Raw genomic sequence first — 12,260 nt, forward strand, 5'->3', positions numbered from 1 at the left:
CGCTCCGCCCCCGGCGCTCCCGCCCCTGCCCCACCCCCAGTCCCCCGAGGTCGCCACCTGGCGCCGAGGTCGTCGCTCGCGCCCGGCGATCTCGGCGCGGAGCGGCGACCTCGGCGCCTTGAGGGGGTGGGGGGAGGACCAGGGTCTTGTCGGCGATGCGTTGGCGATATATCGTGAGTGCATCAACGACAGGAGATCATCATGAGGAACCATGACTTCGGCCCCGGGTCGGTTCGCGGCGAGCGCCGCTTCCGGCTCGAGGGCGACGACGAGCGCGGCATGCGCGGGCACCGCGGACGGCGTGGCCACGGCCCCGGTTGGGGCGGGCGCGGTCGCGGCCGCGAGGACGACGGCCCCGACGGCGCCCCCTTCGAGGGACCGCCGTTCGGTGGCCCCCCGTTCGGGCCTGGCTTCGGCGGCCCGCCGTTCGGACCTGGTGGCCCGCGCGGCCGCGGCAGGGGTGGCCGGGGGCGCGCCCGCGGCGACGTCCGCGCCGCGATCCTGCTGCTGCTCGACGAGCAGCCGCGCCACGGCTACGAGCTGATCCAGGAGATCGGCGAGCGCAGCCAGGGCACCTGGACACCCAGCCCCGGGTCCGTCTACCCGACCCTCCAGGCGCTCGCGGACGAGGGGCTCGTGACCGTCGAGCCCGTCGAGGGCCGACGCACCGCGTCGCTCACGCCCGACGGCGTCGCGTACGTCGCCGAGCACCGCGAGCGGCTGGGCACGCCCTGGACGGCGGGCGCCGGCGACACGTCGGTCCACGCCTTGCGCACCGAGGTGCTCGCGGTGAAGGACGCCGCGATGCAGGTGGCGCGGGTGGGCACGCCGGCCCAGCAGGCCGCCGCGGTCGAGGCGCTCACCTCCGCGCGCAAGGCGCTCTACCGCCTGCTCGCCGAGGACGACGCCCCGGAGGCCTGAGACGCCGTCGGGCGGGAGGTGCTCGCCTCCCGCCCGACGGCTCAGCCCGTGGTGCTCGGGAAGCTGAGGCTCGCCGCCGCCTCGGCGCTGCCCGGCCAGCGCGTGGTCACGACCTTGGCGCGCGTGTAGAAGCGGACGGCCTCGGGGCCGTGGGCGTGGTGGTCGCCGAACAGCGAGTCCTTCCAGCCGCCGAACGAGTAGTAGGCGACGGGCACGGGGATGGGCACGTTGACGCCGACCATGCCCGCGGTGACCTCGTGCGCGAAGCGGCGGGCCGCGGCGCCGGAGGACGTGAAGATCGCCGCGCCGTTGCCGAACGGCGACGCGTTGACCAGCGCGAGCGCGTCGTCGAACGTCTCGACGCGCACCACGGCGAGCAGCGGGCCGAACACCTCGTCGCAGTACGCGCTCATGTCGGTGGTGACGTGATCGAGCACCGTCGGGCCCACGAAGTACCCCTGCTCGTGGCCGGCGACCACCAGCTCGCGGCCGTCGACGACGGCGTCGGCACCCGCGCCCACCGCGGCGGTCACGTGGTCGATCACGCGCTGCCGGGCGCCCGCGGTGATGAGCGGGCCCATGTCCGTCCCCGCGGTGTCGCCGGGGCCGACGACGAGGGCCGAGGCGCGCGCCTTGAGGGCCGCGACCAGGGGTTCGGCCACGGGCCCGACGGCGACCGCGACGGGCACGGCCATGCAGCGCTCGCCCGCGGAACCGAACGCCGCGGCGGTGAGCTGCTTCGCGGCGTGCTCGACGTCGGCGTCGGGCAGCACGACGGCATGGTTGTTGGCCCCGCCGAGGGCCTGGACGCGCTTGCCGTGCTCGGTCGCGGTGCGGTGCACGTGGCGCGCGACCGGGGTCGAGCCGACGAACGAGACCGCGGCGACGCCCGCGTGGGTGAGGAGCGCGTCCACGGCCTCCGCACCGCCGTGCACCACCTGGAAGACGCCGTCGGGCAGGCCCGCCTGCTGGTACAGCCGCGCGACGAGGTTCGAGGCGGACGGGTCGCGCTCGGACGGCTTGAGCACGAACGCGTTGCCGGTCGCGATCGCCACGGGGTGCATCCAGAACGGGACCATGGCCGGGAAGTTGAACGGCGTGATGCCCGCGACCACGCCGAGCGGCTGGCGCAGGCTGTGCACGTCCACGCCGGTCGAGGCGTCGGCGGTGAACTCGCCCTTGCTCGCGGCCGAGATGCCGCACACGAAGTCGAGGGTCTCGCGGCCGCGGCCCACCTCGCCCACGGCGTCGGCGATCGTCTTGCCGTGCTCGCGCGAGATCACGCGGGCGAGCTCGTCGGTGTGCTGCACCACGAGCTCGCGCATGCGGAACATGACCTCGGTGCGACGCGCGAGCGAGGTCGCGGCCCACGGGCGCTGGGCCTCGGCGGCACCGCGCACGGCCTGGTCGACGACGGCGGCGTCGGCGGTCGCGACGGTGCCCACCTGCGCGCCCGTCGCGGGGTCGACGACGGGGTTCGGCGGGCCGCCTCCGGGCGTGGGGCCACCGTCGATCCAGTGCTCGACGCTGTAGGTCATCGCCCCTCCGTCCGCAGGCGCCGACACCGTCGTCGACCCGTCCAGCATCCAGCACCCGCCCCACCCACCGGAACCCCCGCCCAGCACCACTGCGCCCAAAGGTTCGAAGGCGAACCTCTGCGCGGGTGGGCTCGTCCTGAACCACCACATCCGCACGGGAGCTCGCACCTGCACCGTCGCCTCGCTCACCGCGGGACCCGATGAGATCGCACCGTCGGTCGTGTCAGACCCCTGCGGAAGCATCGCGACCCCGCTCACACCAGGAGCCCACATGTCCGCACCCGCCGGCACCGAACGGTTCCCCGTCGACACCCTGCGCACGCGACTGTCGGGTCGCGTGCTCATCCCGGGCGATCCCGAGTACGACGACGCCCGCCTGATCGCGCTGGGCGGTCTGGACCCCAGTCCCGCAGCGATCGCGCGTCCGGTCCACGACGACGACGTCGCGGCCGTGGTCTCGTTCGCCCGTGAGCACGGGGTGCCGCTCGCCGTGCGCGGCGGCGGGCACAGCGGCGCAGCGCACGGCACCGTGAACGACGGTCTGGTGCTGGACCTGCGAGACATGACGGCGCTCGACGTCGACGCGGACGCGCGCACCGTGTGGGCAGATGCGGGCCTCACCGCGGGCGACGTGACAAAGGCACTGAGCCCGTACGGCCTCGCGGTCGGGTTCGGCGACACCGCGACGGTCGGCATCGGAGGCATCACGCTCGGCGGGGGTGTCGGCTTCCTCTCACGCAGGTACGGGCTCACGATCGACAACCTGCTCGCGGCCGACGTCGTGACGGCGGACGGTCAGGTGCGGCGCGTCAGCGCGGACCACGAGCCCGAGCTGTTCTGGGGCATCCGGGGTGGCGGCGGCAACTTCGGTGTCGTGACCCGGTTCCAGCTCCGGCTTGAGGCGATCTCGCAGGTGGTCGGCGGCATGTTGCTGCTGCGCGCGACCTCCGAGGCGCTCGCCGCCGTGATGGTCGCCGCCCAGAACTCCCCCGAGGAGCTGTCGCCCATCGTCAACGTGATGCCCTGCCCGCCCATCCCCGGCGTGCCGGCCGAGCACCACGGAACGCTCGTGATCATGTGCGAGCTGTGCGCCGTCGGCTCCACGGCCGACGGCGAGGCTGCGGTCGCGCCGTTCCGCGCCGCCGGCGAGGTGCTGCTCGACGGCGTCGCCCCGCGTCCGTACGCCGAGCTGTTCGCCGAGGAGGGCCCGGCGTTCCGGCCGGTCGTGAGAGGGACGTCGCTCTTCCTCGACGCGGTGGACGCCGATCTCGCGGTCGCGATCATGGAGAGGCTCGAAGCCGCCGACGGCATGCGCGTCGTGCAGCTGCGGCCGCTGGGCGGGGCGATCGCGCGCGTCCCGGCCGACGCCACCGCGTACGCCCACCGGGACCGCAGGCTCATGGGCTACGTCGCGGCCATCCTTGGCCCCGGCGAGGACGCCCAGGGGCCGAGCGACTGGGTGGCCGGCACCGCCGACCTGCTCAGGCAGGGCGACGACGGCGTGTATGTGAACTTCCTCTTCGACGAGGGCCACGAGCGCGTGCGCGCGGCCTACCCCGGCGCCACCTGGGACCGGCTCACCGCGCTCAAGGCTCGGGTGGACCCGACGAACCTCTTCCGCCGCAACCAGAACATCCCGCCCGCGCGCTGACCGCGGCGTCGTCTCGCCCGGCGGACGGCCTCTTCTGCCGGGCACGTCGCGCTGCTTCGATCACCCCATGACCCGCGGACGCCTGGTGAGCAGCGCGCTCACCCGTGCCCGCGTCTCGCTCCGGCGTCGAATGCCCTAGGGCGCGCGCCGTCCCCTCGCACGATCCCGACCGCCCGGCCCTGCCGTGCGCGCCGTCGTCGTCGTGCAGGTGCTCCCTCGAGCCACGGCCGCGCCCGCTCCGCGACGGCCGACCCACGTCGCGCCGTCGGTGCGCGCCGTCGTCGTGCGCGCGACCCCAGGACGACTCGACACCCAGGAGCAACCACCATGAGCACCACCACGACCAGCAGCAGCACCACCCTCGCGGCCGACCGTGAGGAGCGCCTCGGCGCGATCATCTCCGCCACCACGAGCGCCGTCGGCGAGGACCCGACGCGCGCGGCGGTGCAGTTCACCGCGACGGGCTCCGCGACCGGCTCGGTCGCCACCGACGTCCGCACCCGGCAGCACGCGTTCGTCGTCGACGAGCCCGCCTCGCTCGGTGGCGACGACTCCGCCACCAACCCGGTCGAGTACGCACTCGGCGCGCTCATCGGCTGCCAGGTGGTGACGTACCGGTTCTGGGCCACGCGCCTGGGCATCCGGGTCGACGACGTGCAGATCGAGGCGGTGGGCGACCTCGACGTGCGCGGCTTCTTCGGGCTCGACGACGGCGTGCGGCCGGGCTTCGGCGAGATCCGCCTCGACGTGCAGCTCACCGGCCCGGAGACGGCCGAGCGCTACGCCGAGCTGCACGCGGCCGTCGACGCGCACTGCCCGGTGCTCGACCTGTTCACGGCCGAGACACCGGTCACCACGACGGTCCGCACCGCCACGGCCTGAACCGCCCCAGGCGCAGACGACGACGCCCGCGGCGCTCCCCCACCGGAGCGTCGCGGGCGTCGTCGTGCGGGGCGCCTGGGCCCCGCGGGATCAGATGCGGGTGCGGCGCGGGTTGCTCACCGACGTGGTGCGGATGGTCCCGGCCGCCTCGCGGGCGTCGACGGCGGTCTCGCTGTGCTGCTCGTTCATACGAACCTCCTCGATCGACGGGCGCGGTCTCTTGATATCGAGACATCTTGCGTCACTCCGTCAGATTCCGCACCCGGCGGAGCAAGAGACATACGTCACACCTCGAGGTGTGACAGGGTGCCTGCCGTGGCTGATCTGCGTGTGCCCGGGTGGGACGGCATCGAGCGCCCGACCATCGCCGTCGAACCGGCCGCCCAGGGCGCTGCGGCGATCGAACAGCTCGCGCGGACGGCACGCCACGGCCGCTGGCGGGCGTCGGTGTCCGACGACGGCCTCGTGGTCCGGGCGACCGTCCCCGCCCTCGCGATCGCGCCGTCCCACCTGCTGCGCGAGCCCAAGGACCTGTGGCGCTCGTCCGTGGTGCGGGCCGAGGCGTCGAACGACGGCGTGGGCGGGTGCCGGGTCGAGGTCGAGGTCGAGGACCGCGGCGCGCGACGGCTGCCGGTCCGCACCGCCGAGCTCCTCTCGGCGTGGGTCGCCGATCTCGAGGCCGCCGGGACACGCGTACGCACCGGCATGTGGCGCGACGCCGTTGACGACGCAGGCGGCGACCCGGGCGCCTGGACCACCGAGGGCACGCGGCTGAACGCGATCGCCGACCGCGAGGCCGCGCGGACCTCTCCGCCCGCATCCTTCGCGCTCACCGATCGAGCCGCGGCGTGGGCCGACGACGTCGCCCTGCGTTGCGGCACGGCGGACGAGCCGTTGCGCGACCTGACTGCCCGCGCGTGGATCGACGGTCTTGCCGACGCGGGCCTCTCGCGCCGTCGGCAGCCCAAACCCGCCTACGTGGTGGACGCCCTGGTGGGCGCCGCCGTGGCCGACGGCGTGCTGACCCTGCCCGAGCCCGGCGTGCTGCGCATGGCCTTCGCGCGCCGGGACCCGCAGACGGAGTCGGAGGACGCGTGGGGCTGGGGCCTCAAGCCCGCCTCGACCGCGGCGCTCACGTGGCACGCGCAGAACGCCGTCGGGCTCGAGGAACTCACGACGACGGCCGTGGGCGGGGCTGCCGTGATGGCGGGCCTCGCTGCGGTGGTCGCGAGCCTGGCCGACCTGCGCCAGGGGCCGGTCGACGAGCTCCGCTGCTGGTAGGGAACGGCGGCGGGGCGCACGTCAGGACGCGAGCGCGGGATCTGCGCGCGCGGCTCAGCGGGCCGTGCTCAGCGGGCCCGGTGGTCCTCGATCGCGAGACGGTGCGCACGCCGCGGCTCGCGCGCCGCGCCCGTGAGGAGCAGCGCGCGGATCACGCGGTGGCGGTGGCCCGCGTAGGGGGCGAGCAGCTCGAGCATCCCGGCGTCGTCGGTGCGGCGACCCGCGAGCGCCCAACCGATCTGGTGGGGCAGGTGGAAGTCGCCCACCGAGACGGCGTCGGGGTCGCCGAGCGCTCGCTGCGCGGTCTCGGCCGCGGTCCACGGACCTACCCCGGGCACGTGCATGAGCAGGGCGCGCCCGGCCGACGGCGGCATGCGGCTCGCCTGCTCGAGGCGATGGGCGAGCCGGGCCGCCGCGACCACCGTGCGGGCGCGGCGCGGGTCGACACCGGCGCGGTGGAAGTCCCAGGTCGGGACGCGGGCCCAGGCATCGGCGGCGGGCGGGACGCACATGCCCTCGGGAGCGGGGCCGGGTGCTGGTGTGCCGTGGGCGCGGACGAGGCGTCGCCAGGCGTCCGTCGCCGTCCGGGTGATGACGCGCTGCTCGAGGATGGCGGGCACCAGCTGCTCGAGCACGCGTCCACCACGGGTCATGCGCACGTGGGCGGTGCGGCGCCACGCGTCGCGCACCAGGCCGGGCGGGGGAGCGAACGACGCGTCGTCGTCGTGCTCGCCCAGCAGTGCGGGGGCGAGCGTGAGGGCCTCGGCGGCTCCGTCGCCCCAGGCCTCGACGTGCACGGATCGAGGCCCGCGCTGGTGGAGGCGGAGGGTCGCGGGGCCGCTGGTCAGGCGGGTCGCGCGCCACGCGGCGCCGTCGGGCGTGACCTGGTGCGCGGGGTCGTAGGCGCCGTGGCGCAGCGGCGCGAGCGTCCGGACGACGTCCGTCGGTCGCGAGAGGACGACGTCCACCTGCTCGTGCTGCACGCCCCCATGGTCACACGCGCCCCCGACGCCACCCGTCGTGCGCCCGTCACGCCTCGGGTGGCGGAGGCGCGCATGTCTCCCATGCGGCGATGCGGTGGAGCTCCTGCCGGATGTCGCCCTCGTACTCCTTGCGGTGCGCGAGGGAGTCCTCCCACTCACATCACCGTCGCCGTTCGCCACCTGCGTCGATGAAGGCGGCCAGCTCCTCAAAGCGAAGTGCAATCCCTTCGCGCTCTGAGGTCTCCGGAAGCTCTCTACGCGCGATGCTCGGCAGCGCGTGCGCTAGACGCGAGAGTTCGGTCAGCTCCGACTCGTCGAACTCGTCGAGCCAGAGCGCACCGAGATTGTTGTCGGAAACCTCGCGCAACTTTGGCGCGACAGCCTCGTTCGCGTCGTCCGCCAACCGGTCGAGCATCCAGTAGAAGATGCTGTTTCTGATCATCCAGCTCTCGTCGTCGCCGATGCTGTACGCCACAAGCCCTGACATCACTCACCCACCAGGAAGAACTTCGTCTCGTCTCGGTCCCTGAGCAGCTCTCGGATGCGTGCGATCTGGTCCGCATCGAACTGCGAAACGTCGATCGGCACGAGGTCCGCCTTCCTGTCGTGCGTGTCGAGCTTATGGATGAAGGCCGCCCACTGCTTCCGGGTCTGAAGGTACTCACCTGAGAAGCCCCCCATCGCGTCGTAGCTTCGACCGCTCGCGTCGAACCAGTCGACGAGGCTCTCCCTGTGGGCTCGCACCAACTCGAGCCCGTGCACCTCGACAAGCCATCGAGCAGTCCGGTACTCGCCCTCGCGGAACTGGTTGACCGACGGGTCGAAACCGAGGGAGTACTCGAAGGTGCCCGGCTCCGGGTCGTCCGGGAGCAGTCTGACCTGTGCGGGGGCGGCCGCTTCGATGGTGCTCAGCGGTGCGTCGATGTGACTCGGCACCTCCGGGGTTGCCCAGTCCGGCACCTTCGCGACGCCGTTCGGGATGTCGGTCGCCCGCGTGATGCGGGACAACACACCCCGGCGCCGCCGCCCGCGACGCTGAGTCCCAGCTCCGGGGCGACCGAGCCCCACCACCGCCCGGGGCGGTCGCGCCACGTCTCAGAGTCGAGGAGCACGCGGTTGACGTCGTGCGGGTTCGCCGCGAGGTGCCCGGCGAGGTCCTGCACACCCTGCGCCGCAGCGCCGACGTCGTGCGCGTAGCCGCCTGGGTCGTAGATGACCCGGGCCGCGTTGTAGGTGCGCAGCATGGTGCCGATCCCGCACACCCAGCTCCACACCCCGGCCCAGAAGTCGGCGGCGTGGAACTGCCCGTCGGGCAGGTCTGCACACCAGGCGTCGAGCAGCGCCGCAGCAGCCTCGGCCGAGAGCCGCACCTCCTCGCGGACTTCCTCGAGTAGCTGCACCGCGAGCATCCGGGTCTGGTACCCGGGGTCGAACAGCGGCCAGACCGTCGTCCCCTCGACCACCGTCTGCTGCGGCGCACCGTACGGCGCGGGCCCGGCGAGGCACTGCAGCCCGTCGTACGACCTCTCCGCCTCGCCCTTGCGCCAGAGCGCGATCGCGAGGTGACACTCCTCGCGTGCCCACTCGATGGTCGCGGCGTGCACGCGCAGCACCTCGGCGGCCGAGCGGTACACCTCGGCGGGGGCATCCATCGCCTCGGCGAGCTGCGGCCGACGCTCGTCCCAGCCGTTCGCCGCGTTGCCCAGCCATCCGGCCACGGTCCGGCGCCGCACACCCGACGCCGCGTCCTCGAGCTCCTCGGCACGCGTCTCGAGGGAGCGCGCGTCGTCGTAGAGCGCCTCCGTCGAGCCCGGGATCAGGTCGAGCGGGTCGGCGTTGATCGAGAGCCCGACGCTCATCCGACCACCATGCCCATGTCGAGGCGCTCGTCCAGACGCCGCATCTGCGCCGGCGCGAGCAGGTCGGACTCGCGGTAGTGGGTGGCGCTGCCGCGCAGCGCGACCCCTGCGGCGTCGGCCTGGTCGCTGAGCACCCGCGTCAGGTGGCCGAGGCGTGCGGAGAACCGGCCGGCCGCCTCGGTCAGCTCGGGGTTCGCGTAGGTGGACCGACCTTCGAGCAGCTCACGACGTGCGGTCGCGTCCAGGTCGTCACTCACGCCGAGGAGCGCACGACCCGCCGCGTCGAGCTCGTCGACGTCCGCCTCGAAGCCGCTCACTGCGCCCCCTTTGCCCTGCCTCGTCCGGTCCTTGCCGACGACGACGCTAGGGCGCACGGACCGCCCGCCCCGGTTATCCACAGGCCCGGCCGACAACGGCGTCGCGGTCCCGCGGGCGGTCGGCCCTCGCCCGACGGCGTGCCAGGCTGGGCGCGTGCGCCACACCCTCACCGCCCTGATCGCCGCCCTCACGCTGGTCGTCGGCTTCGCGGTCGCGCAGGCCACGGGAAGCCAGCTGCTGGGCGGCGCGACCCTCCTCGCGGGCGCGGCGTGGTGCGTCCTGCGCGAGGCGCGGCACAGCGCGTGGTGGCGCATCGCCGTCGTCGGCGTGGTCGCCTTGGTGACCTTCGCGCTCTCCCACCGCCTCGCGGACGTCGTCGGCGCCTGGCCGGCCGTGCTGATCGCGGCCGGCGCGACCGGTGTCAGCGGCCTGCTCGCCCTCCACCCCCAGGAGCAGCGGACCCGTCCTCGGCCCTGACGCGGCGGCGGCCCACGCCCATCTGCCGCGCGGCGATCGGTGAGAGCACGACGACGACCGCCGTCCCACCGAGCACCATCCCGGCCGTCACCCGCAGGGCCCACAACGCCACGAGGAAGCCACCGGTCACGGTCGCGTCGTCGACCCCGAAAGCACCCCACATGCCACGCGGGAGCGGGACGGCGTCGTCCCAGGTCAGGATCGTCTGCGGGATCCAGAACGTCGCGAGGCCCAGCAGCGCCACGCCGAGCCCGACCAGCATCGCCCGGAACACCCACGGCGGCCGCGCGTTGAGCTCCTCGCCCGCCTCCGGGACCTCGAGCAGCGTTCCGCGCCACCGCGAATCGGCCCACCGCAGCCCCGCGCGCAGCACCACCACCGCAAGCCAACCGATGACGCCCAGGAGCACCAGCATCACCAGGACCAGGGAGATCACCATGGGGAAGAGCGCGATCTGCCCCCAGCCGTCCTCCTCGGCGAGCCCGATCAGCGGAGCCCCGACGGCGAGCGACAGCGCCGCCTGAACGAGCCCCCACAGCATCAGCCGGGCGACGAGGTCACCGACGAGCGACCGGGGCAGCGTGGGGGTGTCTCCGCGGGGCACTGCGGCGTCGAGCATGCGCTGATAGCCCGGCCGCTCGCCCGCTTGTGCCTCCTTGTGGGCGCGCGCCGCATCCACGAGCGCCCCCACGAGGCCCGGGATCGTGAGCAGCACGGCGGCGGCGATCAGCCCGCCCTCAGCGGACTCACCCGCGGGGTACTCACCGGCGTGGGCCACCCACGCGAGCCCGATGACCGCGAGGACGGCGGCGGGCTGCAGCCACGTGGGCAGCCAGGCCTTGCTCTTGAGCACGAGGGGTCACGCTAGTGCTCGACGGGACTCCGGAGGCGCGGGGTCACCCCAAAGGACGCCGGTAGCGGATCTCCTCGACCGTGGCGCCGTCGATCTCCTCGGTCTTGGCGGCGCCGTCGGCGGCCCATCCGTGGCGCTCGTAGAACCGCCGGCCGCGCGCGTTGCCGGGGAGGACCCAGAGGATGGCCTCGCGGTGCCCGGCGTGGGCGAGCGCCGCCTGGACGTGGGTGAGCAGCGCGGCACCGGCCCCGCGGCCCCAGTGGTCAGGGTGGACGTTCAGCGCGTACAGCTCGCCGACGCCCGACGACGTCGTCCCGGGGTCCGCGGGCGCGTCGGGCACCCGCTCGGGCCCGTGGATCGCGAAGCCGACGACGCTGCCCTCGACCTCGGCGACGCGGACCTTGGTGCGGCGGAACGCGCCGTCGGCCAGCCAGCCGTGCCAGCGCTCGACGCGTGCCGCGAGGTCGATCCTGTCCAGGACGTCGTCGGGCAGGATCCCGCGGTACCCGACCTGCCAGGCCCGCACGTGTGCGGTCGCCACCGCCTCAGCGTCCTTAACGCGCGGCTCGCGCACGACGACGTCCTGCCGCTGGGCTCCTTCGGTCACCTGCACCTCACCCTCCCCCTCGTCGGCCCGCTTCTGCGCGCGGGTGTGGAGACTTCCCGTCGCCATGCGAGGGGAACCTTCCACATCGACAGCCTCATGCGTAGTAGGAACCGTCCTCGGGCCACGCACCCGTCCTGGAGTGCACCACGTACGCCTTGCCAGCGACCCGCTTCGCCCCGAGTGGCTCGCGACCCGGCTCGACGCCTTCGACGTACTACGCCTCGACGTCGTCGACGGGGATGACGACGACACCCGAGGCCTCGTTCGGGTCGTCGCCGAACGTGTACGCCACCTCGGCGGCCGACTCACGGACCTTCCTGGCGTCGACGATGATCGCCATGGCTCCCTGTCCTACCTCAGCCCGTGTACACGGACGCGTTCTCGGGCCACCGTCCGGTGCGTCGCAGCAGAGTCACCGCCTTGCCCAAGACGACGTCGGCGAGATGCGGTGACGGGTTCTCCCCCTCGACCCGCCAGCTCGCCGGGTCGGAGACGGGAATCACCAGCGTGCCGCGGTCGGGGCCGTCCTCGGAGACCCCGAAGTCGTACCGCGCGGCGGTCTCATCGACGGACATCAGTCTCGCGAACGCATGACCGGACATCTGGCCCCCTCTTGTGGACTCGCGACGCTCAGGACTGGAACGACGCGTTCGTCGGCCACTCGCCCGTCTGCGTGCGCAGGTAGAGCGCCCGCGCCACGACGGTTCCAGCCCAGTGGGGCCGGTCCTCGCGGCCCTCCATGTGCCAGGCGTTCGGGCCACTGGCGGGACTGACCAGGACGCCGCGCTCCGGGTCTTCCTCCCGCCGGCCGGAGTCGTACCGCGCGGCGGTCTCGTCCACCGACAGGAGGACTCCGAACGCCTGCGCCGCCATCAACGCCCCCTAGGTTG

Annotated in this window: 16 protein-coding genes; 5 read left to right on the forward strand and 11 right to left on the reverse strand. The window is 73.8% G+C overall.

Translation table 11 applies throughout. The features are described from left to right. Positions 1 to 201 precede the first annotated feature (201 nt). Positions 202 to 921: a PadR family transcriptional regulator gene (locus tag GXB85_RS12815; protein WP_237728240.1), complete on the forward strand. Its 720-nt coding sequence runs from the start codon at positions 202 to 204 to the stop codon at positions 919 to 921. Positions 922 to 962: 41 nt separating this feature from the next. Here GXB85_RS12815 and GXB85_RS12820 read toward each other — a convergent pair whose 3' ends face one another. Further along, positions 963 to 2,459 carry a CoA-acylating methylmalonate-semialdehyde dehydrogenase gene (locus GXB85_RS12820; protein ID WP_161918051.1) on the reverse strand — a complete coding sequence of 499 codons (1,497 nt, stop codon included), beginning with the start codon at positions 2,457 to 2,459 and terminating at the stop codon, positions 963 to 965. 271 nt (positions 2,460 to 2,730) lie between these two features. Between GXB85_RS12820 and GXB85_RS12825 the strand changes: the two genes are divergently transcribed. The 3 genes from GXB85_RS12825 (at position 2,731) to GXB85_RS12835 (ending at position 6,273) form a co-directional block, all read left to right on the forward strand. Then, complete coding sequence (locus GXB85_RS12825) at positions 2,731 to 4,110, forward strand: FAD-binding oxidoreductase (RefSeq protein WP_161918052.1); 1,380 nt, start codon at positions 2,731 to 2,733, stop codon at positions 4,108 to 4,110. A gap of 327 nt (positions 4,111 to 4,437) precedes the next feature. After that, entirely contained in the window at positions 4,438 to 4,992 is a 555-nt protein-coding gene (locus tag GXB85_RS12830) for an OsmC family protein (protein WP_161918053.1), read from the forward strand. 315 nt (positions 4,993 to 5,307) lie between these two features. Next, positions 5,308 to 6,273, forward strand: a complete 966-nt coding sequence (locus GXB85_RS12835; RefSeq protein WP_161918054.1) for a hypothetical protein — start codon at positions 5,308 to 5,310, stop codon at positions 6,271 to 6,273. A gap of 68 nt (positions 6,274 to 6,341) precedes the next feature. Here the strand turns inward: GXB85_RS12835 and GXB85_RS12840 are convergent, their stop codons facing one another. From GXB85_RS12840 to GXB85_RS12860, 5 genes are all read right to left on the reverse strand, one after another. Then, on the reverse strand, positions 6,342 to 7,256 hold the full coding sequence (locus tag GXB85_RS12840) for a DNA-3-methyladenine glycosylase (RefSeq protein ID WP_370524224.1): 915 nt from the start codon (positions 7,254 to 7,256) through the stop codon (positions 6,342 to 6,344). 160 nt (positions 7,257 to 7,416) lie between these two features. Continuing rightward, entirely contained in the window at positions 7,417 to 7,731 is a 315-nt protein-coding gene (locus GXB85_RS12845; protein ID WP_161918055.1) for a hypothetical protein, read from the reverse strand. Positions 7,732 to 7,742: 11 nt separating this feature from the next. Beyond that, positions 7,743 to 8,216 (reverse strand): hypothetical protein, encoded by a 474-nt coding sequence (locus tag GXB85_RS12850; RefSeq protein ID WP_161918056.1) that lies wholly within the window; start codon positions 8,214 to 8,216, stop codon positions 7,743 to 7,745. Further along, positions 8,165 to 9,115 (reverse strand): WXG100 family type VII secretion target, encoded by a 951-nt coding sequence (locus GXB85_RS12855; protein WP_161918057.1) that lies wholly within the window; start codon positions 9,113 to 9,115, stop codon positions 8,165 to 8,167. The genes GXB85_RS12850 and GXB85_RS12855 overlap by 52 nt, the downstream gene beginning before the upstream one ends. Continuing rightward, the gene (locus tag GXB85_RS12860) at positions 9,112 to 9,432 is read right to left on the reverse strand and encodes a hypothetical protein (protein WP_161918058.1); all 321 of its coding nucleotides are present in this window, start codon (positions 9,430 to 9,432) and stop codon (positions 9,112 to 9,114) included. Before GXB85_RS12860 ends, GXB85_RS12855 begins: the two co-directional genes overlap by 4 nt. Before the next feature lie 154 nt (positions 9,433 to 9,586). Here GXB85_RS12860 and GXB85_RS12865 point away from each other — a divergent pair, with 154 nt between their 5' ends. Further along, positions 9,587 to 9,910 carry a hypothetical protein gene (locus tag GXB85_RS12865; RefSeq protein ID WP_161918059.1) on the forward strand — a complete coding sequence of 108 codons (324 nt, stop codon included), beginning with the start codon at positions 9,587 to 9,589 and terminating at the stop codon, positions 9,908 to 9,910. On the opposite strand, the gene GXB85_RS12870 is transcribed toward GXB85_RS12865, so the two are convergent. The 5 genes from GXB85_RS12870 to GXB85_RS12885 form a co-directional block, all read right to left on the reverse strand. Then, positions 9,855 to 10,763 carry a hypothetical protein gene (locus tag GXB85_RS12870; RefSeq protein WP_161918060.1) on the reverse strand — a complete coding sequence of 303 codons (909 nt, stop codon included), beginning with the start codon at positions 10,761 to 10,763 and terminating at the stop codon, positions 9,855 to 9,857. The two genes, GXB85_RS12865 and GXB85_RS12870, sit on opposite strands and share 56 nt — an antisense overlap. Before the next feature lie 43 nt (positions 10,764 to 10,806). After that, positions 10,807 to 11,436, reverse strand: coding sequence for a GNAT family N-acetyltransferase (locus tag GXB85_RS12875; RefSeq protein WP_161918061.1), 630 nt, complete (start codon positions 11,434 to 11,436; stop codon positions 10,807 to 10,809). A gap of 148 nt (positions 11,437 to 11,584) precedes the next feature. Then, entirely contained in the window at positions 11,585 to 11,710 is a 126-nt protein-coding gene (locus tag GXB85_RS18575; protein ID WP_255465824.1) for a hypothetical protein, read from the reverse strand. 16 nt (positions 11,711 to 11,726) lie between these two features. Further along, positions 11,727 to 11,945: a hypothetical protein gene (locus tag GXB85_RS12880; RefSeq protein WP_161918062.1), complete on the reverse strand. Its 219-nt coding sequence runs from the start codon at positions 11,943 to 11,945 to the stop codon at positions 11,727 to 11,729. A 55-nt stretch (positions 11,946 to 12,000) separates the two neighbouring features. Next, positions 12,001 to 12,243, reverse strand: coding sequence for a hypothetical protein (locus tag GXB85_RS12885; RefSeq protein WP_161918063.1), 243 nt, complete (start codon positions 12,241 to 12,243; stop codon positions 12,001 to 12,003). Between the last annotated feature and the right edge of the window lie 17 nt (positions 12,244 to 12,260).

The organism is Cellulomonas sp. APG4, assembly GCF_009996735.1.
GTDB lineage: Bacteria > Actinomycetota > Actinomycetes > Actinomycetales > Cellulomonadaceae > Actinotalea.

What these genes read in the sequence shown, in the direction of transcription:
- GXB85_RS12815 (WP_237728240.1), top strand. Translation starts at nt 202, where the DNA reads ATGAGGAACCATGACTTCGGCCCCGGGTCGGTTCGCGGCGAGCGCCGC.
- GXB85_RS12820 (WP_161918051.1), bottom strand. Translation starts at nt 2,459, where the DNA reads ATGACCTACAGCGTCGAGCACTGGATCGACGGTGGCCCCACGCCCGGA.
- GXB85_RS12825 (WP_161918052.1), top strand. Translation starts at nt 2,731, where the DNA reads ATGTCCGCACCCGCCGGCACCGAACGGTTCCCCGTCGACACCCTGCGC.
- GXB85_RS12830 (WP_161918053.1), top strand. Translation starts at nt 4,438, where the DNA reads ATGAGCACCACCACGACCAGCAGCAGCACCACCCTCGCGGCCGACCGT.
- GXB85_RS12855 (WP_161918057.1), bottom strand. Translation starts at nt 9,115, where the DNA reads ATGAGCGTCGGGCTCTCGATCAACGCCGACCCGCTCGACCTGATCCCG.
- GXB85_RS12875 (WP_161918061.1), bottom strand. Translation starts at nt 11,436, where the DNA reads ATGGCGACGGGAAGTCTCCACACCCGCGCGCAGAAGCGGGCCGACGAG.
- GXB85_RS18575 (WP_255465824.1), bottom strand. Translation starts at nt 11,710, where the DNA reads ATGGCGATCATCGTCGACGCCAGGAAGGTCCGTGAGTCGGCCGCCGAG.
- GXB85_RS12880 (WP_161918062.1), bottom strand. Translation starts at nt 11,945, where the DNA reads ATGTCCGTCGATGAGACCGCCGCGCGGTACGACTTCGGGGTCTCCGAG.
- GXB85_RS12885 (WP_161918063.1), bottom strand. Translation starts at nt 12,243, where the DNA reads ATGGCGGCGCAGGCGTTCGGAGTCCTCCTGTCGGTGGACGAGACCGCC.